The organism is Nonomuraea sp. ZG12 (genome assembly GCF_052068115.1).
Lineage (GTDB): Bacteria > Actinomycetota > Actinomycetes > Streptosporangiales > Streptosporangiaceae > Nonomuraea.
Map to the genome: position 1 here is coordinate 13,065 of NZ_JBQHCW010000009.1, position 22,956 is coordinate 36,020.

A 22,956-nucleotide genomic window follows, 5' to 3' on the forward strand; every position below is an offset into this window, starting at 1 on the left:
AGTACCTTCACAGCTTGACCTCGATCTGCTTGCCGTCATTCAGCATGGTCGCCGACAGCTGCACGGGCCGGCGGTAGAGCGGCACGTCGAACACGAAGACCCCGTCGATCCGGTCACCCGGCGCGATCGCCGCGACCGGCTGCGGGCCGTCCAGCGGGTCGTGACGGGCGCCCCGGTCGTCGAGCAGGCTGACGACGGGGTCGCCGATCTCCCGGAGCTTGCCGCCCGGGTTGACCATGCTCCAGCGCACGACGCAGAGCTGGCCCTGGGTCTGGGTCTTGTCCTGGAACTGCTTGAGCCCGCACTCGGGGGCGCCCGGCACGATCACCATCGGGTCGTCGAAGGCCGCGCCGAGCGCGAACCGGCGGCCGACGTCGTTCGGCCGGCCGTCCGCGGCCTGGGAGGCGGTCGCGGTGACGCCCGAGCCGCCGACGTTGCGGCTGGACGTCACGATCAGGATCGCTCCCGTCACGGTGATGGCCAGCAGCGCCGCCGCGGCCGCGATCAGCCAGCGGGTGCCGCGCGGGCGCTGATAGGCGGGATCGGTGCTCGTGTCCGAGCCCGCGTCGGGCGGCGGGATCGTGGGCGTGGGCCGTAACTCCTGCGGGGTGACGCTCGCCTGCCAGCTCGCCAGCTCCTCGCGGGCCGCCGCCTCCTCCCGCCGGGCCAGCTCCGCCACCGACACCTGCTGCTGCTCTTCCTTCTGGGGTCGCTCCTCGGGTTGCTCCGGGCTCTGCTGCTCGATCCGGGTGGCGTCACGCGGTGGCGGCGTCGCGAACGTGGCCGTGATGTCCGGCTTGTCGACGACGTTCTGTGGCGGCTCCCAGTCGGTGAGCAGCTCGTCGGCCACCAGGGTCGGGGGATTATCCGTCACGGGCACGGGCTTCACGCCGCCGCCGACCAGCGCCAGCAGCAACTCCTGCGCCGTGGGCCGCTCGCCCGGCTCCATCGCGGTCGCGCGCCGTACCAGCTCGTCGAGAGGCGCGGGCAGCGCGCCCAGCTCCGGCGGCGTGTGCAGCACCCGGGTGGCCAGCGTGATGGGGTCGCCACGGCCGAAAGGGTGCCGGCCGTTGCCCGCGTAGGCGATCAGGCAGCCCCAGGCGAAGATGTCGGCCGCCGGGGTGACCATCTCGCCGCGTACCTGCTCGGGGGCCCACCAGCCGGGACTGCCGAGCAGCTCACCCGACAGCGTGAAGCCCGTCTCCCTGTCGAGTGCCCTGGCGATGCCGAAGTCGATCACGCGCGGCCCGGACAGCGACAGGATGACGTTGGCCGGCTTGAGATCGCGGTGCACCAGCTCGGCGACGTGGATCGCGGCCAGCGCGGCCGCCACGCCCAGCGCCACTCCGTGCAGCGGCCCCGGATCCAGCGAGCCGTACTTCGTGATCTGGTCCGACAGCGGCGTGCCGGCGATGTACTCGGTGACCATGTACGGCCGGCCGTCGCCGGTGTTGCCGTTGTCCAGCACCTGCGCCGTGCAGAATGACGCCACGCGGCGCGCGTTCTCCACCTCGGCGTGAAACCTGACCGCGAACCCCTCCTGATTCGCGAACTCCGCCTTGACCACCTTGACCGCGACGAATCTCCCCGTCGGCGCCCGAGCGAGGAACACAGTGCCCATACCGCCCTCGCCCAGCCGCCCGAGCAGCCGGTACGGGCCGATCTCGCGTAAGTCCGTCGGGCGTAGCGGGGCAGCGCCCGTTGGCTCCATGAGGGTCGTCCCTTCTTCGTCCACCCATCCTCCCCTCATCCCGTCCCCGTCCGCCATCACAGGTTGTTCGATGCGGGAGACTGGTTGGATGATGAGGCTTCTGGGCCCTGCAGAAATACGTATTTTGGCGGACAAGCTAGATCTGCGCCCGACTAAAAAGCTAGGCCAGAATTTCGTGATCGACGCGGGGACCGTCCGGCGCATCGTCCGCGTGGCCGGGGTGGAGCCCGACGACGTGGTCATCGAAGTGGGGCCGGGCCTGGGCTCCCTCACGCTCGCGCTGCTGCCGGAGGCCCGGCATGTGGTGGCCGTCGAGATCGATCCGGTGCTCGCCGGGCAGCTTCCCCTGACCGTCGCCGAGCGTGGCCTCGCCGAGAAGCTCACCGTCGTGGCCGCCGACGCGATGAAGATCACCGCCGCCGACCTCAGGGGGTTCGCGCCCACCGCCCTGGTGGCCAACCTGCCCTACAACGTCGCGGTGCCCGTGGTGTTGCACGTGCTGGAGGTGCTGCCGTCGCTGCGCAAGGGGCTGATCATGGTGCAGGCCGAGGTGGCCGACCGGCTGGCCGCCGCGCCCGGGTCCAAGGTGTACGGCATCCCGTCGGTCAAGGCCGCCTGGTACGCCGACGTACGCCGGGCCGGCCCGGTCGGGCGCACGGTCTTCTGGCCGGCGCCGAACGTCGACTCGGGCCTGGTCTCCCTCACCCGCCGGGAGCCGCCGTCGACCACGGCCAGTCGCGAGGAGGTGTTCGCGGTGGTGGACGGGGCCTTCGCGCAGCGGCGCAAGACGCTGCGGGCCGCGCTGGCCGGCTGGGCGGGGAGCCCGGCGCAGGCCGAGACGGCGCTGAGGGCGGCGGGGGTGGATCCGTCGGCCCGGGGTGAGCAGCTCGACGTGCACGCCTTCGCCAGGATCGCCGAACAGAAGCCGTAGTCCTTCTGTCCACAGGTGTGCGCGGGTGTGGGGCGTTCATCCCCAGAACCGCGTTCGGCCCGATGGCGGCTCGAACATGTGAGCGATCCTGGGGCCTCCTTACAACGCAGGAGGCTGACCATGACCGCACACATCTGCTTCAGGTGGCTCGCGCTCAGTGGCGGGCTCGCCGTCATCCTCGGCACCCTCACGGGCACGGCCATCGCCACCGTGTCGGAGGACCCGGGCGCTTCATGCTCCACACTCGTTCCGGACTGCTCGCCTGTCGTCAAGATCGAGCGTGACGCCCGCACCAGGGGCGGCATCGCGGCCGCCGCCGCCCTCAAACAGCTGGGCACCCGGTTCTCCTGGGGTGGCGGCTCCTCCTCAGGGCCCACCAGAGGCATCGGCGTGGGGGCGCTGACCATCGGCTTCGACTGCAGTGGCCTGACCATGTACGCCTGGTCCCGAGCGGGCGTCCGGCTCGGCCACTACACCGGGGCCCAGTTCCGTCAGGGCCGCCGGGTGCCGCTGGGCGACCTGCGCACCGGTGACCTGCTCTTCTTCGGTGGCGGCTCCGGCGACCCGACCCACGTGGGCCTCTACCTCCAGGGCGGGCTGATGATCCACGCCCCCAAGACCGGCGACGTGGTCAGGACCACCCAGTTCCTCGGCTCCCCGTACTATCGCGTCGTCTTCCGTGGCGCGGTCCGTCCGGGCTGACGTGCCGGGCTGACCTGCCTTCTACTTTGTCGCGCGCCCGTCCTTGGCACAGACCTCGACCAGCGCCGCGACCAGGGGCGCCAGCAGCTCCTGGTCCTCAGGCCTGGACGGCTCATACTCCGTGATCCCGAGCCCGGCCACCCCGAACCGCTCGGTCACGGCCGTGACCAGGGTGAGGAGCTGGTCAGGGTGCAACCCGTCAGGACTAGGCGACCCCACGGAGGCGAAGACCCCCGGATCCAGCACGTCAAGATCGATGTGTACGTACACGACCGGGTCATCCGTCCCCCCGGCCGCGGCGATCGCGTCGGTCAGCGCGACCGGATCGGCCGCCCGCACGTGCCGCACACCCGCGCTCCCCATGAACGCCGCCTCGGCCGGGTCCAGGTCACGGACCCCGGCGAGCACGACGCGCCGCGGATCCACCGCCGGCGCGGCCACCAGGCCACGCGGCCCTTCACCGGTCAGCGCACGCAGCACCATCCCGTGAAACGCCCCCGAAGGAGAGGACTCAGGAGTGTTGAGGTCCCCATGAGCGTCGAACCAGACCACCACCAGCCGATCCCCATACCGCCGCCGCGCAGCGGCCACCGGCTCCAACTCGACCCCGCAGTCACCGCCGACGACCACCAGAAACCCACCGTCACCCCCGGCCGCCACCTGGTGTCCGCCGTTGATTTGGGCAACGGCCTCGCGAACCCGCACGGCCGTGCTCACCAGGTCGTCCTCGACCTCCACGAGCACCCGCTCATCGGCGGGCACCATGGCGGCCAGCAGCCGCGCCCCTTCCCGCAGCCGCTCGGCCGTCGGCGCACCCGACCCCCGCCACTGCGGCACCTGTACAACCGTCACCCTGGTCAACGCATCTCCCTCACAGGCAGCCTGCCAAATCTCCATGCTGTCCTGCCGACCGGTCCAGCGTCCAACCGATTCCCTCGGTCAAGGCCGACGCGCAAGCTCTCGGTGGCCGGCGAGGTGTCGGCGCGAGGCGCATGGGGCCCGACCGTGCCCCGCTAGGATTGACTGTCCTTACCCGCGCCGGCGACGAGAGTGGCAGAAGATCGATGAGTTCGGTGACCGTACGGGTGCCCGCGAAGGTCAACGTGCAGCTGTCCGTAGGCCCTCTCAGGGAGGACGGCTACCACGACCTGGTCAACGTCTTCCACGCCGTGTCGATCTTCGATGACGTGGTGGCGCGGAAGTCCGACTCCATCACCGTGGCCGTGACGGGCGAGTGGACCGACCAGGTGCCCGTGGACGACACCAACCTGGCGATCCAGGCGGCCCGTGCCCTCGCCAAGCACGCCGACGTCGGCTACGGCGCCGACCTGGTCATCCACAAGTCGATCCCGGTGGCGGGAGGCATGGCGGGAGGCAGCGCCGACGCCGCGGCCGCTCTGGTGGCCTGCAACGAGCTCTGGGGCCTCGGCCTGCCCATCGACCCCCTCATGCGCATCGCCGCCGACCTGGGCAGCGACGTGCCGTTCCTCCTGATGGGCGGCACCGCCCTGGGCACCGGCAGAGGCGAGCTGCTCACCGAGCTCCCCACCACAGGCGCCTTCCACTGGACCTTCGCCACCGCCGACGGCGGCCTCTCCACCCCCAGCGTCTACGCCGAATGCGACCGCCTCCGCGCAGCCGCCCCCTCTACCGGAGGGGCTGGCACCAGCGGGGCCGGCTTCTCGGTCGGTGGGTTCTTCTCGGCTGAGCCTGACCCCGGTCTGCTGGCCGCTTTGCGCGCCGGTGATCCTCACGCCCTGGGCCGGCACCTGTCCAACGACCTTCAGCCCGCCGCTCTGTCCCTTCGCCCCGGGTTGGCCGCCACCCTGGAGGCGGGTCGCCGTCTGGGTGCTCTGGGCGCGCTCGTCTCGGGCTCCGGCCCCACCTGCGCCTTCCTGGCCGAAGACGCCGCCCACGCCGCTCGCCTGGCCCAGGCACTCCCCGGGCGGGCCCCCATCCGCAGCACGATCACGGCCCACGGCCCGACTCCCGGCACCACCGTCCTCTGACCTCCGCCGTGCGCATGGCCGCGGCACGCGAACCGCCGCGGCGGTCGTCTTGCCGACGCCGCCTTCGCGGAGGATGCGCTCACCGTGAGCCGATACCCTGGGGACACAATGAACCTGGTCAATCTCGAGTCCGTCTCCCATGCCTACGGCCCCAAGCCCCTCCTCAGCGACCTGTCCCTCGGGGTCGAGGCCGGGGAGCGCATCGGCGTCGTCGGCCGCAACGGCGGAGGTAAGAGCACGCTGCTGAGCGTGATCGCCGGTGACGTGCGGCCCGACAGCGGCAGGGTGACGCACACGCGGGGCCTGCGGGTCGGCGTGCTGGCGCAGCGGGACCTGCTCGACCCCTCGCAGACCGTGCGCGAGATCGTGCTGGGCGAGCTGGCGGAGCACGAGTGGGCGGGGGATCAGCGGGTTCGGGAGATCCTCGGCAACCTGATCGGCGATCTGGAGCTCGACGCCAAGGCCGGCGAGCTGTCCGGTGGCGAGCGCAGGCGGACGGCGCTGGCTCAGCTGCTGATCGCCGAGCATGACCTGATCATGCTGGACGAGCCCACGAACCACCTCGACATCGAGGCCATCGCCTGGCTGGCCGCCCACCTGGCCGGTCGCAGGAGCGCGCTGGTGGTGGTGACGCACGACCGGTGGTTCCTGGACGCGGTCTCCACGCGGACGTGGGAGGTCGTGGACGGCCGGGTCGAGCGGTATGAGGGCGGATATGCCGCCTATGTGCTCGCCAAGGCCGAGCGGGCGCGCATCGCCCAGTCCGCCGAGGAACGCCGCCAGAACCTCATGCGCAAGGAGATCGCCTGGCTCCGCCGTGGCCCGCCGGCCCGCACGTCGAAGCCCAAGTTCCGGGTGGACGCCGCCCAGGCGCTGATCGCGAACGAGCCGCCGCCGCGCGAGAGCGTCGAGCTGCTCAAGTTCGCCGCCGCACGGCTCGGCAAGACCGTGTACGACCTCGAAGACGTCACGCTCCACGCCGGGGGCCCCGATGCCGGGCCGCTGGTGCTCGACGACTGCACCTGGCAGTTCGGGCCGGGCGACCGGGTCGGGCTCATCGGCGTCAACGGGTCCGGCAAGTCGTCGGTGCTGCGGCTGCTCGCCGACACGGTCAAGCCCGACTCCGGGCGGGTCGTCCGAGGCAAGACCGTACGGCTCGCGCACCTGTCGCAGGAGCTCACCGAGCTCGACCCGGCCCGCAGGGTGCTGGAGACCGTCGAAGAGGTCCGCAAGTACATCCAGGTCGGCAAGAAGGAGTGGACGGCCTCCCAGCTCCTCGAACGGCTCGGCTTCAAGGGCGAGGCGCAGTGGAAGGTCGTCGGCGACCTGTCCGGCGGCGAGCGGCGGCGGCTGCAGTTGCTCAAGCTGCTCATGGACGACCCGAATGTGCTGCTACTCGACGAGCCGACCAACGACCTCGACATCGAGACGCTGAACGAGCTGGAGGACCTGCTCGACGCCTGGCCCGGCACGCTCATCCTGGTCACCCACGACCGCTACTTCCTGGAGCGCGTCACCGACCGCTGCGTGGCGCTGCTGGGTGACGGCAAGCTGTCGTTCCTGCCCGGCGGGGTCGACGAATACCTTGAGCGCCGGGCCTCGGGCTCGGCCCTCACGGCCCGCGTGGCCGAAGCCGCCGCCACCCCCGCCACCCGGTCCGCCCCCACGGTTCCCGATGCTGACCAGGGGCTCTCCGCCAAGGAGGAGCGCGAGCTGCGTAAGGAACTCAACCGCCTGGAGCGTCAGCTGGACAAGCTCGGCGACCAGGAGGCCAAGCTGCACGCGCAGATGGCGGAGGCGGCCAGCGACTACGCCAAGCTCGGCTCCCTGGACGACCGGCTGCGCGACATCCTCGCCCAGAAGGAGACCGTCGAGGCCGAGTGGCTGGAGCTGGCAGACCGCCTCGGCGACTGATCTCGACTCCTGACTCCGCCGGATGCCGGATCAGGCAAGGTGCGCACCACATCGGTGTGCGCGCCGGGGGCAGGAGCACTCATCGGCGCATGCCTTCTGTCCTGTCTGGGGGCGGGTCGCCCTGGGAAGTGCCAGTATGGCCGTTGTGGCGATCTTCGTGGATGAGGCAGGGCCTCTGGATGCCCCGGCGGTGGTGCTGCTCCACGGGGTGGGCACCAGTGGCTGGATGTGGACCAAGCAGGTGCGCGTGCTGGCCGAGAGCTTACGCGTGCTCGTGCCGGACCTGCCCGGTCATGGGCGGAGCAACGCCCTGGACTGGGTCTCGATCGCCGACACCGCGGAGCAGGTGGCCGAGGTCATCGCCTCTCGTGCGACCGGCGGCAGGGCGCACGTCGTGGGCTTGTCACTCGGCGGCTACGTGGCCGTGCACCTGGCCGCGAGCGCCGGGCACGTGGTGACGACCGCCACGGTGAGCGGGGTGAACGTGCTGCCGTTCCCGCATCCGGGCAGGCTGCGGCTCATGGGCGCGCTGATGGCTCCGGTGATGAGATGGGGGCCGGTGCTGCGCGCCAACGCCCGCGCGCTGAACATCCCCGCCGAAGACGTGGGCGGCTATCAGGAGGCGGCGCGGGCGACCAGCCGCCAGGCCTTCCGCCGGGTCAACGAGGAGGCTCTCGCCTTCCGACTTCCGTCCGAGGCGGGCACCAGCCGATGCCCGGTGCTGGCGGTGGCCGGGGGAAATGAGCACGACCTCACCAAACGCTCACTGCCGGAGCTGGCCGCGGGCTTCCCGGAGGGGGAGGCGCGTCTGGTGCCCGGGGTGGGGCATGCCTGGAACGGGGAGAATCCCGACCTTTTCACGGCCATGATCATGGCCAGGGTCATGGGCACCCCGCTCCCTGCGGGCCTGTCAGGTGTCGAAGGGGGCCAGCAGGGTTCGTAGCAGGGCGGCGAGGGTGTGCTGGTCGTCGGGGGTCAGGCTGCCGAGCAGGTCGTGTTCGCGCCTGAGCAGGTCGGAGAAGGCAGAGTCGACGCGGGTCAGCCCGGTCTCGGTCAGGGTGACGAGCACGCCGCGGCGGTCCTCGGGGTCGGGGCGGCGGCGGACGAGTCCGGCCTGGGCGAGGCGGTCGATGCGGTTGGTCATGGTGCCGGAGGTGACGAGCGTGGCACGAAGCAGCGCTCCGGGGCTCAGTTCGTACGGCTTGCCGGCCCGGCGCAGGGCGGTCAGCACGTCGAACTCCCAGGGCTCCAGGTCGTGCTCGGCGAAGGCGGCCCGTCTGGCGCGGTCGAGGTGCTTGGCCAGCCTGGAGACCCGCGAGAGCACCTGGAGCGGCTCGACGTCGAGGTCGGGGCGCTCCGCCCGCCATGCGGCGACGAGCCGGTCGACCTCGTCCTGCGGATCGTGCGTCATGCGAACGAGTGTACTGTCTTGACATCGAGATAAATATCTCGATACGAATTATCTTTATGTCAAGAGATATCTGGGACCCCGAGACGTACGGCAGGTATGCCGGCGAGCGGTCACGGCCGTTCTTCGAGCTGATGGCCAGAGTGGCGGCGGATGATCCTGATTATGTCGTGGACGCGGGCTGCGGGAACGGCCAACTCACCAGTGAGTTGGCCCGGCGCTGGCCCAGGGCCACCGTGGAGGGGTTCGACTCGTCGCCGGCCATGATCACCAAGGCGCGTGAGCTGGACGGCGCGCCCAGGTTCACCGTCGCCGACGTCATGACCTGGCATCCCGACCGGCCCGTCGACGTGATCGTCTCCAACGCCGTCCTGCAGTGGGTGCCCGAGCACCGCCACGTCATCGAGCGCTGGATCACCGCGCTGAGCCCGCAGGGCTGGCTGGCCTTCCAGGTGCCGGGCAATCACGCCGCCCCCAGCCACGCGATCATCCGCGAGCTGTGCGCCTCGCCGGCCTGGTCCGACAGGCTCGGCGACTACGACAGGGGAGATCCCGTCGGCACCGCCGTCGATTATCTGGACCTGCTGAGCGGCTGCCCCCGGGTGGACACCTGGGAGACGACGTACGTCCACGTCCTCCACGCGCCCAAGGGCGAGAACCCGGTGCTCAACTGGGTCTCCGGCACCGCCCTGCGGCCCATCCTGGACCGCCTGCGGCCGGACGAGGCCAAGCGGTTCACCGCCGAGCTGGCCGAACGGTTCGAGGAGGCCTATCCGGCACGGGACTTCGGCACCCCCTTCCCGTTCCGGCGGATCTTCGTGGTGGTGCAGAAATGATCATCGGGCTGCACCACGTCCAGCTTGCCGCGCCGGCCGGCAGCGAGCCGGAGCTCAGGGCGTTCTACGCGGGCGTGCTCGGCCTGGAGGAGGTGGCCAAGCCGGCGGAGCTTGCCAAGCGCGGCGGCGCCTGGTTCCGGGGGCAGGGGGTGGAGGTGCATCTCGGCATCGAGGACGACTTCCGGCCGGCGGCGAAGGCGCACCCGGCGTTCCTGGTCGACGACCTGGACGCGCTGGTCGCCAAGCTGCCCGGCGCGGTGCCGGGCGCGGCGTTCGGGGGGTTTCGCCGGGTCCACGTCTCGGATCCGGTCGGGAACAGGATCGAGCTGATGCAGCGCGCGTGATGTTCACCTTCGGGTGACATCATGGTCGAAAGCGGACTTTCTTATGAGGTGTCGTGGGCATTGAGATCGAGGACAAGTTCGACGTTCCGCCTGACTTCGAGGTGCCGGATCTGACCGGTCTCGCCGAGGCCACCGGTCCGAAGTCCTTCCAGCTCGTCGCCCTTTACTACGACACACCGGATCTCAGGCTGGCGGCCAGGGGCGTGACGCTCAGGCGCAGGCGCGGCGGCTCCGACCCCGGCTGGCACCTGAAGCTGCCCCAGGCCAGGGGCGTTCGGCAGGAGATCACGCATCCGCTCACCCGTACCAAAGCCGTGCCGGACGAACTGGCGGAGCTGGTCCGCGCCTACACGCGCGGCGCGGAGCTGGGGGTGGTCGCCGAGCTCGCCACCCGGCGCAGCGTGACCGTCCTGAGCGACGGCGACAAGCGGCTCGTCGAGATCGCCGACGACCGGGTCAAGGGCACGTCCTTCCTCGGCGACGAGCCGTTGGTGGTCCGCTGGCGCGAGGTCGAGGCGGAGCTGCTCGACGGCGACGAGCGGCTGCTGGCGAAGGTCGGCAAGCGGCTCAGGAAGGCCGGCGCGACGCCGTCCGCGGCGGCCAGCAAGCTCGCCAAGCTCCTGGAGCCGCCCGCCACCCCCCGCGCGGCCCTGGACGCGGACACCGCCGGCCACACCGTGCTCGGCTACCTGTCCGGGCAGGTGACCGCCCTGCTCTCGCAGGACCCCCGGGTACGGCGGGCCGAAGAGGGCGGCGTGCACCGGATGCGGGTCGCCGCGCGCAGGCTGCGCAGCGCGCTCAAGGCGTTCAAGTCCGTCGTGCCCGACACCGGCGAGCTCCAGGAGGAGCTCCAGTGGTTCGGCACCGTGCTCGGCGAGGTGCGCGACCTGGAGGTCATCAGGGCCAGGTACGGCGACGAACTGGCCGCGCTGCCACCCGAGCTCGTGATCGGGCCCATCCGGACCCGGCTCTGCGACGACCTGGCCGAACGCGAGCGGGAAGGCTACGACCGGATCAGGGACGAGCTCAGCGGCGACCGCTACTACGCCCTGCTGCACGCCCTCGACGCGCTGGTGGCCGAGCCGAAGCTGGGCAAGGCGGCTGCCGGGCCGGCCGCGGACACGCTCAGGGACGTCGCGGCGGCCAACTGGGCGCGCGTCACCAAGGCCTACGACACCGCCCAGGCCATCGCCGACCCCGAGCAGCGCGAGATCGCCATGCACGACGTGCGTAAGGCGGCCAAGCGCGCCCGCTACACCGCGGAAGCGCTCAAACCGACCCTGGGCAAGCCCATGTCCAGGCTCGCCAAGCTGGCGGAGGCCGTACAGGAAGTGCTGGGGACGCACCAGGACGGGGTGGTCGCGCAGGAGCGGCTGCTCGCGGAGGCCGGCAGAGCCCGTGAGGCGGGCGAGGACACGTTCACGTACGGGGTGCTCGTCGGTCTTGAGCGCGCGACGGCGGAGCGCGCGCACGAGGAGTTCCCCGGGGTCTGGGCGGAGACCTGTGAGGCGGTCCGGAGCCTCCTCTGAGCGTCCCCGGAACGCCTCACGCGTCGTGACGCCTCACGCGTCGTGCCGCTCGGCGCCGATCACCTGCCCGTCCAGCCGGTGCAGGACGGTGAAGCCGCCCTTGGGCAGGTGCTCCTCCTCGCCGCCGAGCGCGGCGAGGAGGGACGGCAGCACCTTGCCGTGGCTGCACACCACGGCGGGCGCGGTGAGCTCGCCGACCAGGGCGGACGTCTTGGGCGGATCCCAGGTCTCCTCGCTGAGCAGCGGCTCCGGTGTGATGTCCGCGCTGTACGGTTCCAGCGTCTGAACGCATCGGAGGCTGGGGGAGCTCAGCAGGATCTCGGGCCCGTAGGCGGGGAGCACCGTGGCCAGGACCGCCGCCTGGGCCTGCCCCTCCGGATCGAGCGGGCGCCGGGCGTCCTCGCCCTGCCAGGTCTGCCGGGAGCCGGCCGAGCCATGCCGGACCAGGACGAGCGGGACGGTGGACAGAGGCGCGGCGGTGAGCGTGCCGAGCAGGTCCACGTCCCAGGCATAGCTGAGCAGCTCCCGTGCCCGGTCGAGAGACACCCAGCGCAGCTCGTCCACCTCGTCGCCGGGCACGAACCCGCCGTCGCCGGTCACCCGAGCCGCCCAGTAGTCGACCCTCTTGAGCAGGCCCTGGAGCGGGTAATGGACGGTCGGCAGGGGGCGGCCGAGCACGACGGTGAGCCCGGTCTCCTCGCGCACCTCGCGGAGCGCGGCGGCGATCACGTGCTCACCGGCTTCGAGCTTGCCCTTGGGGAAGGTCCAGTCGTCGTAGCGGGGGCGGTGGATGACGGCCACCTCCGGCCCGCTCTCCTCACCCCGCCACACCACGGCTCCTGCGGCGCGTAGCGGGTCAGTCGTCAACGGTCCTCCAGCGGCGGGTCGCGATGAAGTGGCTCTGCAGGTCATCGCCCTGACTGCGGCTCCAGGTGCCGTCCGAGTCCAGCGACCAGGCGGTCGTGGTGTCGGCCATGGCGTGGTCCATCAGGTCGATCAGGTACGCCTTGTGCTGCGTGCTGGTCACCTTGACCAGGGCCTCCACCCGGCGGTCGAGGTTGCGGCGCATCAGGTCCGCGCTGCCGATCCACACCTCGGGCCGCCTGCCCAGGCCGAACTCGTACACCCGCGAGTGCTCCAGGAAACGGCCGAGGACGGACCGCACCCGGATGGTCTCCGACAGGCCCGGGATGCCGGGGCGCAGCGTGCACACGCCCCGCACCCACAGGTCGACCGGCACGCCCGCCTGGGACGCCCGGTAGAGGGCGTCGATGAGCGGCTCGTCCACCAGCGAGTTCGTCTTGATCCGGATGCGGGCCGGGCGTCCCGCCAGCTGGTGGGTGATCTCCCGGTCGATCCGGGCCAGCAGCCCGCCGCGCAGCGAGTGCGGCGCGACCAGCAGCCTGCGGTAGGCCGAGTGGTTGGAGTAGCCGGTCAGGTGGATGAACAGGTCCGTGACGTCCTCGCCGACCAGCGGGTCCGCGGTGAGCAGGCCGAAGTCCTCGTACTGCCTGGCCGTCTTGGGGTTGTAGTTGCCGGTGCCGATGTGGCAGTAGCGGCGCAGCTCGCCGGAGGACTCCTGGCGGACGACCAGGGCGAGCTTGCAGTGGGTCTTGAGGCCGACCACGCCGTAGACGACGTGGCAGCCGGCCCGCTCCAGCTTGCGGGCCCAGGAGATGTTCGCGTGCTCGTCGAAGCGGGCCTTGATCTCCACGACGACCACGACCTGCTTGCCCGCCTCGGCCGCGTCGATGAGCGCGTCCACGATGGGGGAGTCGCCGCTGGTGCGGTAGAGGGTCTGCTTGATCGCCAGCACCTTCGGGTCGGCGGAGGCCACCTCGATAAAGCGCTGCACGCTGGTGGAGAAGGAGTCGTAGGGGTGGTGCAGCAGCACGTCACGCTCGCGCAGCATGGCGAACAGGTCGTCCTCGGCGCTGATGGCCTCGGCGGGGACGAACGGGCGGTAGCTGAGCTCGCCGCGGTCGAGGTCGGCGATGGCGTGCAGCCCGGTCAGGTCCAGCGGGCCGGTGATGCGGTAGATCTCGTGCGGGGCCAGCTCCAGCTCTTCCACCAGCAGGTCGAGCACCTCGCGGGAGATGGTGTCCTCCACCTCCAGCCGGACGGGCGGCCCGAACCGGCGCCGCCGCAGCTCCTTCTCCAGGGCCTGCATGAGGTTCTCGGTGACGTCCTCGTCGACTTCGAGATCCTCGTTCCTGGTCACCCGGAAGACATGGTGCTGAACGATCTCCATGCCCTTGAAGAGCTGGCCCAGATGGGCCGCGATGACGTCCTCCAGCGGTACGAACCGGTCCTGGGAGGCGGCCACGAAGCGGGGCAGCTGGGAGGGCACCTTGACCCTGGCGAAAACCGTGTGATCGTTGGCCGGGTTACGCACCACGACCGCCAGATTCAAACTCAATCCAGATATGTACGGAAACGGGTGGGCGGGGTCGACGGCCAACGGTGTCAGGACGGGCCTGATCCGCTCCCTGAACAGCTTGCGCAGCACCGTGCGCTCCTCGCGCCCCAGCTCGTCCCAGCGGACGACCTCGATGCCCTCAGCCGCGAGCTTGGGCCTGATCTGCTCGTGGAAGGCAGAGGCGTGCCGTTTGGCCAGCTTGTCGGCGACGGTGGCGATCCTGGCGAGCTCCTCGCTCGGCTTCAGCCCGCTCTTGGTCCGGAGCAGCAGGCCGGTCGCCATCCGGCGTTTGAGGCCGGCGACCCGGACCCGGAAGAACTCGTCCAGATTGCTGGCGAAGATGGCGAGGAAACGCACTCGCTCCAGCAGCGGCAGTGCGGGGTCTTCGGCCAGTTCCAGCACCCGCTCGTTGAACTGCAGCCAGCTCTCTTCGCGGTTGAGGAATCTGTCCTGAGGCAAGGCTAGATCGTTACCGGTTTGCAGCGGCTCAGCGGACATAAAGGAAATATGCCCCATTTGGTTGAACAGAACGTTAACAGGACCGCAACGACTTATTCCGGCTGATCCGGTTGCGCGAGCAGAGCGGCTCTCTCGACCAGCCGAGCCTCCCGCTGGCGCAGCTTCTCCTCGCGCTCGCGAGCCTTCTCGGCCTCCTTCAAGAGCCTCTCACGCTCCTTCTCGGCCTCCTTCAGCAGTCTCTCCCGCTCCTTCAGCTCGCGCACCCTGGCCTTCTCCGCCTCGCGCAGCTCCCGCTGGCGGACCTTCTCGGCCTCCTTGAGCTCCCGCTCGCGCGCCTTGTCCAGCTCGCGCAGCTCCTTGTCGCTGGCGCGCGGTCCGGGCACCTTGGCCGCGACCTGGTCGCGCGTCGCCGCGGTCATCGCCGGCTGCGGGTTGAGGCCGGTCAAGCCGTTCCAGGCCAGGTTCACCACGTGCGCCGCCACCTCCTCGCGGCCCGGTTTGCGCACGTCCAGCCACCACTGACCGGTCAGGGCCACCATGCCGACCAGCATCTGGGCGTACATGGGCGCGAGGTCGGGAGAGTAGCCGCGGGCCGCGAACTCGTCGGCCAGCACGTCCTCCACCTGGCTGGCGATCTCGCTGATCAGGCTCGCGAACGTGCCGGTGCCCGAGGCGGCGTGCGAGTCGCGGACCAGGATGCGGAAGCCCTCGCTGCTCTCCTCGATGTACCGCAGCAGGGCCAGCGCGGCGCGTTCGAGCTTGACCAGCGAGTGGCTCGCGGTCAGCGCCTCGGTGATCATGCCGAGCAGCTTCTGCATCTCACGGTCGACGACGACGGCGTACACGCCTTCTTTTCCGCCGAAGTGCTCGTACACCACCGGCTTGGAGACGTGCGCGGTGGCCGCGATCTCCTCGATCGAGGTCCCGTCGAACCCCTTCTGCGCGAAAAGCGTCCGGCTGATCAGTATCAGCTGCTCTCTTCGTTCTTTTCCGGTCATACGCCTGCGAGATCGGGATTCGGTCACGGTTTCCATAATGGCGGTGCCTGACGAACCGCCGGGCCCCGATGGAGCGGTGTCAGGCAATCCGCTTCGCCGCCAGCCGCTCGGGATTCGGCCAGCGTACGTTGTACACCCAGCCCAGCCTCTCGAAGATCCGGATCAGGCCGGCGCTCAGGTCGATCTGGCCCTTGAGCACGCCGTGCCTGGCGCAGCTGGGGTCGGAGTGGTGCAGGTTGTGCCAGGACTCGCCGAAGGACGGGATCGCCAGCCACCACACGTTGCGGGACTTGTCACGTACCTGGAAGGCCTCGTCGCCGAACACGTGGCAGATCGAGTTGATCGACCAGGTGACGTGGTGCAGCAGCCCGATGCGGACCAGCGTGCCCCAGAACAGCGCGGTCAGCGCGCCCTGCCAGGACCAGGTGAGGAGCCCGCCGAGGATGCCGGGCAGCAGGAGGGAGACGAGGGCCAGCGCGCCGAAAGCCTTGTGCAGCTTCATCACGTCGGGGTCGCGGCACAGGTCCGGGGCGTACTTCTCGCGGTTGGTGCGCTCGGCGTCGAACAGCCAGCCCATGTGCGCGTAGAGCAGGCCCTTGGTCATCGACTTGAAGCCGGGGCCGAAGCGCCACGGCGAGTGCGGGTCGCCCTCCTTGTCGGAGAACTTGTGGTGCTTGCGGTGGGTGGCGACCCAGTCGAGCACGGACATCTCCAGCGAGAGGCTGCCCGCGATGCCCAGGGCGATCTTCAGGGGCCGCTTGGCCTTGAACGAGCCGTGGGTGAAGTAGCGGTGCAGGCCGACGGTGACGCCGAGGCCGGACACCACGTAGAAGACACCGGCGATGACGACGTCCGTCCAGCCGAGCAGTCCCCACCCCCAGGCCATCGGGACGGCGGCCAGGATCGCGACGATGGGCAGCCCGACGACCAGGGCGAAGGAGACGAGCTCGGCCTTGGTGCGTGGTTCTGGTTCGACATCGGGCTTCGGTCCGGGTGTCGGACGGTCGGCGATAACGGTCATGGGCTGCCTCTCACGAGCTGTCTGGGAACTATGTCCGTCCTACGTCACCGTAACTTACGCCATCGTAGGTAAGGAAGACCTAAGACGTGACGGAGTCCCGACGGGTATGCGTTGATTCCATGCCTTGCGGCGTTTCGGGCGGTCTGTTATAAGCGCCCACCGCTCCAACGTGCCCGTCAACCGGCGATCTAGTCCGCCCGAGTGAGATCGGAGGGCGATATTCGGGCGCGCACGCCTGTGCGGGGTCGGTATCGTAGGACCGTGTCGGATGCCACGGTGTCCGCCTGATTCCCGGATCGTCTAATCGGCAGGACAAGTGGTTTTGGTCCACTTTGTAGGGGTTCGAGTCCTCTTCCGGGAGCTTTTCGGCTCGCCCTCCCGAAAGCCCCCCTGGAAGAGAGCTCAGGGCGGCCAGGTATCCTCACGGTGTCGGGAGGGTTGCGGTGCGATAGCCCGCATATGACCCTGAGACCGTCCAGCCACAGGGAGCCTCAGTCCGTGAGTGTGCCGCGCCCGGCCGCCGTCATCGTCCTCGCCGCCGGCGAGGGCACCCGGATGAAGAGCCAGACCCCGAAAGTCCTGCATGAGTTGTGCGGCCGAGCCTTGGTCGACCACATGCTCTCCGCCGCCAGGGACCTCGGTCCCGAGCGGCTCATCGTCGTCATCGGCCACGCGCTGGAGCGAGTCGGTGCCCACCTGGCCGAGACCAGCCCGGACGCGCGCGCCGTCGTCCAGCACGAGCAGCGCGGCACCGGTCACGCGGTCCGCACCGTGCTGGAGGAGACCGGCACCATCACCGGCACCGTCCTGGTCACCTACGGAGACGTGCCGCTGCTGCGCACCGAGACCATGGCCGAGCTGCTCCAGCGGCACGAGTCCGACGGCAACGCGGTCACCGTGCTCACGGCCGAGGTGCCCGACCCCACCGGCTACGGGCGCATCATCCGCGACGACGGCGGAGCCGTGCTGGAGATCGTCGAGGACAAGGACGCCAGCCCCGGCCAGCGGGCCGTCAAGGAGATGAACTCCGGCATCTACGCCTTCGACGGCGAACTCCTGGCCGACGCCGTCAAGCGCGTCTCCAGCGACAACGCCCAGGGCGAGGAGTACCTCACCGACGTGCTGTCGATCCTGCGCGGCGACGGCCACCGCGTCGGCGCGCACGTCGCCGGCGACTACGCCGAGGTCGAGGGCGTCAACGACCGGGTCCAGCTGGCCTTCGCCCGCAAGGTGCTCAACCAGCGGCTGCTGGAGCGGCACATGCGCGGCGGGGTCACCGTCGTCGACCCCGGCAGCACCTGGATCGACGTGGGCGTGCGGATCGAGCCCGACGCCGTCATCCACCCCGGCACGCAGCTGCACGGCCGCACCGTGGTCGAGGCCGGCGCCGAGATCGGCCCCGCCACCACGCTGACCGACACCCTCGTCGGCGCGGGCGCCGTGGTGCGCAACGCCGTCGCCGACGGCGCCGAGATCGGCCCGCAGGCCAGCGTCGGCCCGTACGCCTACCTGCGCCCCGGCACCGTCCTCGGCCGCAGCGCCAAGGCCGGCACCTTCGTCGAGATGAAGAACTCCCAGGTCGGCGAGCGCTCCAAGGTGCCCCACCTGACCTACGCGGGAGACGCCACGATCGGCGACGACGTCAACATCGGCGCCGCCGTGGTCTTCGTCAACTACGACGGAGTCACCAAGAGTCGCACCACGGTCGGCGACGGCGCGTTCGTCGGCTGCGACACCATGCTCATCGCCCCGGTGACGATCGGAGACGGCGCCTACACGGCCGCCGGCTCCGTCATCGACGGCGATGTGCCGCCCGGCGCCATCGGGGTGGCCAGAGCGCGTCAGCGCAACATCGAAAAGTGGGTCTTGCGCAGGCGCGCGGGCACCAAATCAGCCGCGGCCGCCGAGCGGGCGCTGGCTGAGCAAGAACAGCGGGAGAGTGGCACATGACCGAGCTTGCCGAGGTCATCGGTACAGACAGCGGGTCCGTGGAGGACGTCTCATGACAAGCCTCAAGCAACCGGGTGAGAAAGCTCTCATGCTCTTCTCCGGCCGGGCCTATCCCGAGCTGGCCGAGGAGGTCGCCGAGCACCTCGGCGTCTCCCTGACCCCCACCAAACTGATCGACTTCGCCAACGGCGAGATCTACGCCCGCTACCTCGAATCCGTCCGCGGTTGCGACGCCTTCGTGCTCCAGAGCCACACCGGTCCGATCAACCAGTGGATCATGGAACAGCTCATCATGGTCGACGCGCTCAAGCGGGCCTCCGCCAAGCGCATCACCGTGGTCATGCCGTTCTTCGGCTACGCCAGGCAGGACAAGAAGGGCCGCGGCCGCGAGCCGATCACGGCCAGGCTGATGGCCGACCTGTTCAAGACCGCGGGCGCCGACCGGCTCATGTCGATCGACCTGCACACCTCGCAGATCCAGGGTTTCTTCGACGGACCGGTCGACCACCTGTTCGCCATGCCGGTGCTGGAGAACTATCTGAAGAACCGGCTCGACCTGGCCAACACCACCATCGTCTCGCCCGACACCGGCCGGGTGCGCCTGTCGGAGCGCTGGGCCGACACGCTCGGCACCCCGCTGGCCTTCATCCACAAGAGGCGCGACCTCGACGTGGCCAACTCCGTGAAGGTCAACGAGGTCGTCGGCAAGGTACGCGGCCGCACCTGCGTGCTGATCGACGACATGATCGACACGGCCGGCACCATCTGCAAGGCCGCCGACGCCCTCTACGACCAGGGCGCCACCAACGTGATCACGGCCGCCACGCACGCGGTGTTCTCCGACCCGGCGGTCGACCGGCTGAAGAACTCCCGGATCTCCGAGGTCATCGTCACCAACACGCTGCCGTTGCCGGAGGAGAGCCGCTTCGACAAGCTGACCGTGCTGTCGATCGCGCCGCTCATCGCCCGGGCCATCACCGAGGTGTTCACCGACGGCTCCGTCACCAGCATGTTCGAGGGTGACACCTGAGCTGCGCCGGCGCTGTAGACTGGCACGGTTGCGCTCGTAACGCCTTCCGCTAGGGCGGGTGAGGGGGAGCGCAAAATCCGATCTTCCGCATCCCTAGGAGATGTCGTGTCCGAAGTACGTATCACCGCTGAGTCGCGCACCGTGTTCGGCAAGGGCGCAGCCCGCAAGATCCGCCGCTCCGACAAGGTGCCCGCCGTCCTCTACGGGCACGGCACCGACACCAAGCACCTGACCCTGCCGGGTCACGAGGTCCTCCTCGCGCTGCGCACGCCCAACGTGCTGATCCGCCTGGCCGGTGACGGCATCGACGAGCTGGCGCTGCCCAAGGGCGTCCAGCGCGACCCGATCAGGGGCTTCATCGAGCACGTCGACCTGCTCCTGGTCCGGCGCGGCGAGAAGGTCACCGTCGAGATCCCGGTCACCACGGTCGGCGACGTCAACTCCGAGGGCCTGCTCGACCAGCAGCTCGTGTCCGTCTCCGTGGAGACCGAGGCCACGCACATCCCGACCGGCATCGAGGTCGACGTCGACGGGCTGACCGTCGGCACCGTCATCACCGCCGCCCAGCTTCCCCTCCCGGAGGGCACCACCCTCGCCGCCGACGCGGAGGCCGTGATCCTCCAGGTCATCGGCAAGCCGACCGAGGCTCCGGCCGAGGGCGAAGAGGGCGCCGAGAACGGCGCCGCCGAGGCCGCCGAGTAAATCGTCGCGATCACGGGACAGCCGGCGCCGTCGGCTGTCCCGTTCCGCGCTTGAGGGGAGCACATGGACCGCTGGCTGATCGCCGGGCTCGGCAACCCGGGGCCCGATTACGCGGGTAACAGGCACAATGCGGGCTTCATGGTGCTCGACGAGCTGGCCGCCAGGGCGAGCGGGCGGTTCAAGGCGCACCGCAGCCGCTCGGAGGTGCTCGAGACCCGGGCCGCCGTGCTCGCCAAGCCGCTGACGTTCATGAACCTGTCCGGCGGGCCGGTCAAGGCCCTCGCCGACTTCTACAAGATCGGCCCCGAGCGGCTGATCGTGGTCCACGACGAGCTCGACGTCCCCTACGGCGCGCTGCGCGCCAAGCTGGGCGGCGGCGACAACGGCCACAACGGGCTCAAGTCGATCACCAAGGTGCTCGGCACCCGCGACTACCTGCGCGTCCGCTTCGGCATCGGCAGGCCGCCCGGCCGGATGGATCCCGCCTCCTTCGTCCTGAAGGACTTCGCCACCGCCGAGCGTAAAGACCTGGCGTTCCTGGTCGACCGGGCCGCCGACGTGGTCGAATCGCTGATGGAACGCGGCCTCGAAGCCACTCAGAACGACTTCCATCGCGCCGATCTGAACATTTCCGGCCCTCCACGCTGACCTCCGCATAGGGCCGTTCGCGGGTTCCCTGTCGTCGCCGACCGCTACGATTTGGTGACTGTCTGTTCGCGATCGGTCACTCGGAGGCGTGTGTGCACGACGGACCTCACGGTGAGGCGCTGCTGGCCCTCGTCGGATCCGGTCCCGAGGTGGCCTGGCGCGTCGGCCCGCGCGTGCCCTGCTGGGTGCGCGCCTACAAGATCCAGGCCCTGGCGGCCGACCTGCTCGCCGCGAGCGCGGGCTCGGCCGCCGCGTTCGTGTTCAGGTTCGGCGAGGTCACCGCACACGCCGCCCCCTATCTGGTGGCGAGCGCGGTGCTGCCCCTGGTGTGGATCTGCGCGGTCGCGCTCAACAGGGCCTACGAGCCCCGGCTGATCGGCGTCGGTTCGGAGGAGTTCCGCCGGATCGTGCAGTGCGGCGTCGCGCTGACCGCCGCGCTCGCCATCGGCTCCTACGTGACCAAGACCGACATCGCCCGCGGCTACGTGGTGCTCGCCCTGCCGCAGGTCACGCTCCTCACCCTGGTGCTCAGACACTGCCTGCGCCGCTCGTTGCACCGGCGCCGGGCGCGCGGCGCGTGCATGCGCAAGGTCGTGGCGGTCGGCCACGCCGCCTCGGTGGATGAGCTCGTCCGGCTCTTCCGCAGGGAGCGCCATCACGGCATGGAGGTCGTGGCGGCCTGCCTGCCCGACGAGGCTCCCCAGGGCAGCGTGGCCGGGGTGCCCGTCTTCGGCCACTTCAGCGACGTGCCCCTGGTCGTCGACCAGGTCCGGGCCGACACCGTGGCCGTGCTCGCCTGCCCAGAGATGGACGGCCTGGCGCTGCGCCGGCTGGCCTGGCGGCTGGAGGCCACGCATACCGAGCTGGTGGTGGCGCCCGCGCTGATGGACGTCGCCGGGCCGCGCACCACCATCAGGCCTGCCGCCGGGCTGCCGCTGCTGCATGTCGAGCACCCCGAGCTGACGGGCGCCCGCCAGCTCGTCAAGAACGTCTTCGACCGGCTGGTCGCGCTCTCCTTGCTGGTGCTGCTGTCCCCGCTGCTGACCGCGCTGGCCATCGCCGTCCGCGCGACCAGCCCGGGGCCCGCGCTGTTCAGGCAGACCAGGGTCGGCAGAGACGGCGAGCTTTTCACCATTGTGAAATTCCGCACTATGCGGCGCGGCTCCGAACGCCAGAAGATCACCCTCGTCAGCGACCGCGACGGGCCCCTGTTCAAGATCCGCAACGACCCGCGTGTGACCCCGCTCGGCGCGTTCATGCGCCGTCACTCACTCGACGAGCTGCCTCAGCTCATCAACGTCACCCTCGGCCACATGTCGCTGGTCGGGCCGCGCCCGCCGCTGCCCGAAGAGGTCGCCCGCTACGGCGACGACGTGCGCCGGCGGCTCCTCGTCCGGCCCGGCCTGACCGGTCTGTGGCAGGTGAACGGCAGGTCGGATCTGTCCTGGGAGGAATCCGTCCGGCTGGACCTGCGTTACGTGGAGAACTGGACCCTCATGCTGGACCTGCAGATCCTGTGGAAGACTTGGTCGGCCGTCGCCCGCGGGCAAGGAGCTTATTGATGACGATTCGTGACGACCACGCCCTGGCTGCCGACCTGGCCACCGAGGCGGGGGAGCACCTGCTGCAGGTCCGCCGGCGGGAGGGTTTCGCCGACCCGGCCGTCCTGCGATCCGCCGGCGACCGTGCCGCGCACGTACTGCTGATGGAGTCGCTCGCCAGGCTGAGGCCCTCCGACAGCGTGCTGTCGGAGGAGGCCACCCGCGAGGAGCGGATGGATCCGCGCCGGCAGAGCGCGGATCGGGTGTGGATCGTCGACCCGCTCGACGGCACCCGTGAGTTCTCCGAGGAGGGCAGGTCCGACTGGGCCGTCCACGTGGCGCTGTGGGAGCGGGGAGTGCTCGCCGCCGGGGCCGTGGCGCTGCCCGCGCAGGGGCGCACGCTGACCACCGCCGAGCCGCCCAAGCTGCCCGCCTACGACGGAGGCAGGTTCCGCATCGCGGTGAGCCGCACCCGGCCGCCGGAGTTCGTGCAGAAGCTCGCCTATCTGGTCGGCGCCGATCTGGTGCCGATCGGATCGGCGGGCGCCAAGATCTCCGCGGTGCTGACCGGAGAGGTCGAGGCGTACGTGCACGCAGGCGGTCAGTACGAGTGGGATTCGGCCGCACCGGTCGCCGTGGCCCTCGCCGCGGGCGCCCACGCCAGCCGGATCGACGGCGCGAAGCTGGCCTACAACCAAGTCGACCCCTCACTACCAGATATTCTGGTTTCCCTACCGGACTTGGCGTCAACTCTGCTCGCCGGGATCCGGGACCTGCATCGATAACCGCCGGAGGAGAGCCCTC

General features: G+C 70.2%; 21 protein-coding genes and 1 tRNA gene. 15 read left to right on the forward strand and 7 right to left on the reverse strand.

Annotated features, from left to right (window positions below; translation table 11 throughout):
* Positions 1-7 precede the first annotated feature (7 nt).
* Positions 8-1,711 (reverse strand): serine/threonine-protein kinase, encoded by a 1,704-nt coding sequence (locus tag ACTMTF_RS24545; RefSeq protein ID WP_441112789.1) that lies wholly within the window; start codon positions 1,709-1,711, stop codon positions 8-10.
* Between the two features lie 91 nt (positions 1,712-1,802).
* On the opposite strand from ACTMTF_RS24545, the gene rsmA reads away from it, so the two are divergent.
* Positions 1,803-2,642: a 16S rRNA (adenine(1518)-N(6)/adenine(1519)-N(6))-dimethyltransferase RsmA gene (gene rsmA / locus ACTMTF_RS24550; RefSeq protein ID WP_441113006.1), complete on the forward strand. Its 840-nt coding sequence runs from the start codon at positions 1,803-1,805 to the stop codon at positions 2,640-2,642.
* Positions 2,643-2,762: 120 nt separating this feature from the next.
* On the forward strand, positions 2,763-3,344 hold the full coding sequence (locus ACTMTF_RS24555; protein ID WP_441112790.1) for a C40 family peptidase: 582 nt from the start codon (positions 2,763-2,765) through the stop codon (positions 3,342-3,344).
* Positions 3,345-3,365: 21 nt separating this feature from the next.
* Here the strand turns inward: ACTMTF_RS24555 and ACTMTF_RS24560 are convergent, their stop codons facing one another.
* A complete protein-coding gene (locus ACTMTF_RS24560) occupies positions 3,366-4,196 on the reverse strand; it encodes an arginase family protein (protein WP_441112791.1) in 831 nt (276 codons plus the stop codon).
* 212 nt (positions 4,197-4,408) lie between these two features.
* Between ACTMTF_RS24560 and ACTMTF_RS24565 the strand changes: the two genes are divergently transcribed.
* From ACTMTF_RS24565 to ACTMTF_RS24575, 3 genes are all read left to right on the forward strand, one after another.
* Positions 4,409-5,353, forward strand: coding sequence for a 4-(cytidine 5'-diphospho)-2-C-methyl-D-erythritol kinase (locus ACTMTF_RS24565; RefSeq protein WP_441112792.1), 945 nt, complete (start codon positions 4,409-4,411; stop codon positions 5,351-5,353).
* A gap of 108 nt (positions 5,354-5,461) precedes the next feature.
* Positions 5,462-7,267 (forward strand): ABC-F family ATP-binding cassette domain-containing protein, encoded by a 1,806-nt coding sequence (locus ACTMTF_RS24570; RefSeq protein ID WP_441112793.1) that lies wholly within the window; start codon positions 5,462-5,464, stop codon positions 7,265-7,267.
* Between the two features lie 136 nt (positions 7,268-7,403).
* Positions 7,404-8,210 carry an alpha/beta fold hydrolase gene (locus tag ACTMTF_RS24575; RefSeq protein ID WP_441112794.1) on the forward strand — a complete coding sequence of 269 codons (807 nt, stop codon included), beginning with the start codon at positions 7,404-7,406 and terminating at the stop codon, positions 8,208-8,210.
* On the opposite strand, the gene ACTMTF_RS24580 is transcribed toward ACTMTF_RS24575, so the two are convergent.
* The gene (locus ACTMTF_RS24580; RefSeq protein WP_397012058.1) at positions 8,178-8,678 is read right to left on the reverse strand and encodes a MarR family winged helix-turn-helix transcriptional regulator; all 501 of its coding nucleotides are present in this window, start codon (positions 8,676-8,678) and stop codon (positions 8,178-8,180) included. The genes ACTMTF_RS24575 and ACTMTF_RS24580 overlap by 33 nt on opposite strands.
* Before the next feature lie 56 nt (positions 8,679-8,734).
* Between ACTMTF_RS24580 and ACTMTF_RS24585 the strand changes: the two genes are divergently transcribed.
* The 3 genes from ACTMTF_RS24585 to ACTMTF_RS24595 are packed head-to-tail and all read left to right on the forward strand — an operon-like array spanning position 8,735 to position 11,384.
* Positions 8,735-9,511 carry a methyltransferase domain-containing protein gene (locus ACTMTF_RS24585; RefSeq protein WP_441112795.1) on the forward strand — a complete coding sequence of 259 codons (777 nt, stop codon included), beginning with the start codon at positions 8,735-8,737 and terminating at the stop codon, positions 9,509-9,511.
* Positions 9,508-9,855: a VOC family protein gene (locus tag ACTMTF_RS24590; protein WP_441112796.1), complete on the forward strand. Its 348-nt coding sequence runs from the start codon at positions 9,508-9,510 to the stop codon at positions 9,853-9,855. Before ACTMTF_RS24585 ends, ACTMTF_RS24590 begins: the two co-directional genes overlap by 4 nt.
* A 53-nt stretch (positions 9,856-9,908) precedes the next feature.
* Complete coding sequence (locus tag ACTMTF_RS24595; RefSeq protein WP_441112797.1) at positions 9,909-11,384, forward strand: CYTH and CHAD domain-containing protein; 1,476 nt, start codon at positions 9,909-9,911, stop codon at positions 11,382-11,384.
* Positions 11,385-11,417: 33 nt separating this feature from the next.
* Here ACTMTF_RS24595 and ACTMTF_RS24600 read toward each other — a convergent pair whose 3' ends face one another.
* The 4 genes from ACTMTF_RS24600 to ACTMTF_RS24615 form a co-directional block, all read right to left on the reverse strand.
* The gene (locus ACTMTF_RS24600; protein WP_441112798.1) at positions 11,418-12,251 is read right to left on the reverse strand and encodes an NUDIX hydrolase; all 834 of its coding nucleotides are present in this window, start codon (positions 12,249-12,251) and stop codon (positions 11,418-11,420) included.
* A complete protein-coding gene (locus tag ACTMTF_RS24605) occupies positions 12,241-14,301 on the reverse strand; it encodes an RNA degradosome polyphosphate kinase (protein WP_441112799.1) in 2,061 nt (686 codons plus the stop codon). Before ACTMTF_RS24605 ends, ACTMTF_RS24600 begins: the two co-directional genes overlap by 11 nt.
* Before the next feature lie 53 nt (positions 14,302-14,354).
* Entirely contained in the window at positions 14,355-15,260 is a 906-nt protein-coding gene (locus tag ACTMTF_RS24610; protein WP_441112800.1) for a TetR family transcriptional regulator, read from the reverse strand.
* Between the two features lie 79 nt (positions 15,261-15,339).
* Entirely contained in the window at positions 15,340-16,281 is a 942-nt protein-coding gene (locus tag ACTMTF_RS24615) for an acyl-CoA desaturase (RefSeq protein ID WP_441112801.1), read from the reverse strand.
* Positions 16,282-16,570: 289 nt separating this feature from the next.
* Between ACTMTF_RS24615 and ACTMTF_RS24620 the strand changes: the two genes are divergently transcribed.
* The 7 genes from ACTMTF_RS24620 to ACTMTF_RS24650 all read left to right on the forward strand — a co-directional run bounded on the left by ACTMTF_RS24620 (position 16,571) and on the right by ACTMTF_RS24650 (position 22,937).
* Positions 16,571-16,642, forward strand: a tRNA-Gln gene (locus ACTMTF_RS24620).
* Positions 16,643-16,779: 137 nt separating this feature from the next.
* Positions 16,780-18,231, forward strand: a complete 1,452-nt coding sequence (gene glmU / locus ACTMTF_RS24625; RefSeq protein ID WP_397012042.1) for a bifunctional UDP-N-acetylglucosamine diphosphorylase/glucosamine-1-phosphate N-acetyltransferase GlmU — start codon at positions 16,780-16,782, stop codon at positions 18,229-18,231.
* Positions 18,232-18,283: 52 nt separating this feature from the next.
* Positions 18,284-19,261 (forward strand): ribose-phosphate diphosphokinase, encoded by a 978-nt coding sequence (locus ACTMTF_RS24630; RefSeq protein WP_397012040.1) that lies wholly within the window; start codon positions 18,284-18,286, stop codon positions 19,259-19,261.
* Positions 19,262-19,366: 105 nt separating this feature from the next.
* Positions 19,367-19,963 carry a 50S ribosomal protein L25/general stress protein Ctc gene (locus ACTMTF_RS24635; RefSeq protein WP_441112802.1) on the forward strand — a complete coding sequence of 199 codons (597 nt, stop codon included), beginning with the start codon at positions 19,367-19,369 and terminating at the stop codon, positions 19,961-19,963.
* A 63-nt stretch (positions 19,964-20,026) separates the two neighbouring features.
* Positions 20,027-20,611, forward strand: coding sequence for an aminoacyl-tRNA hydrolase (gene pth, locus ACTMTF_RS24640; protein WP_441112803.1), 585 nt, complete (start codon positions 20,027-20,029; stop codon positions 20,609-20,611).
* A 149-nt stretch (positions 20,612-20,760) separates the two neighbouring features.
* Positions 20,761-22,173, forward strand: a complete 1,413-nt coding sequence (locus tag ACTMTF_RS24645; protein ID WP_441113007.1) for a sugar transferase — start codon at positions 20,761-20,763, stop codon at positions 22,171-22,173.
* On the forward strand, positions 22,173-22,937 hold the full coding sequence (locus ACTMTF_RS24650; RefSeq protein WP_441112804.1) for a 3'(2'),5'-bisphosphate nucleotidase CysQ: 765 nt from the start codon (positions 22,173-22,175) through the stop codon (positions 22,935-22,937). Before ACTMTF_RS24645 ends, ACTMTF_RS24650 begins: the two co-directional genes overlap by 1 nt.
* Positions 22,938-22,956: the final 19 nt, after the last annotated feature.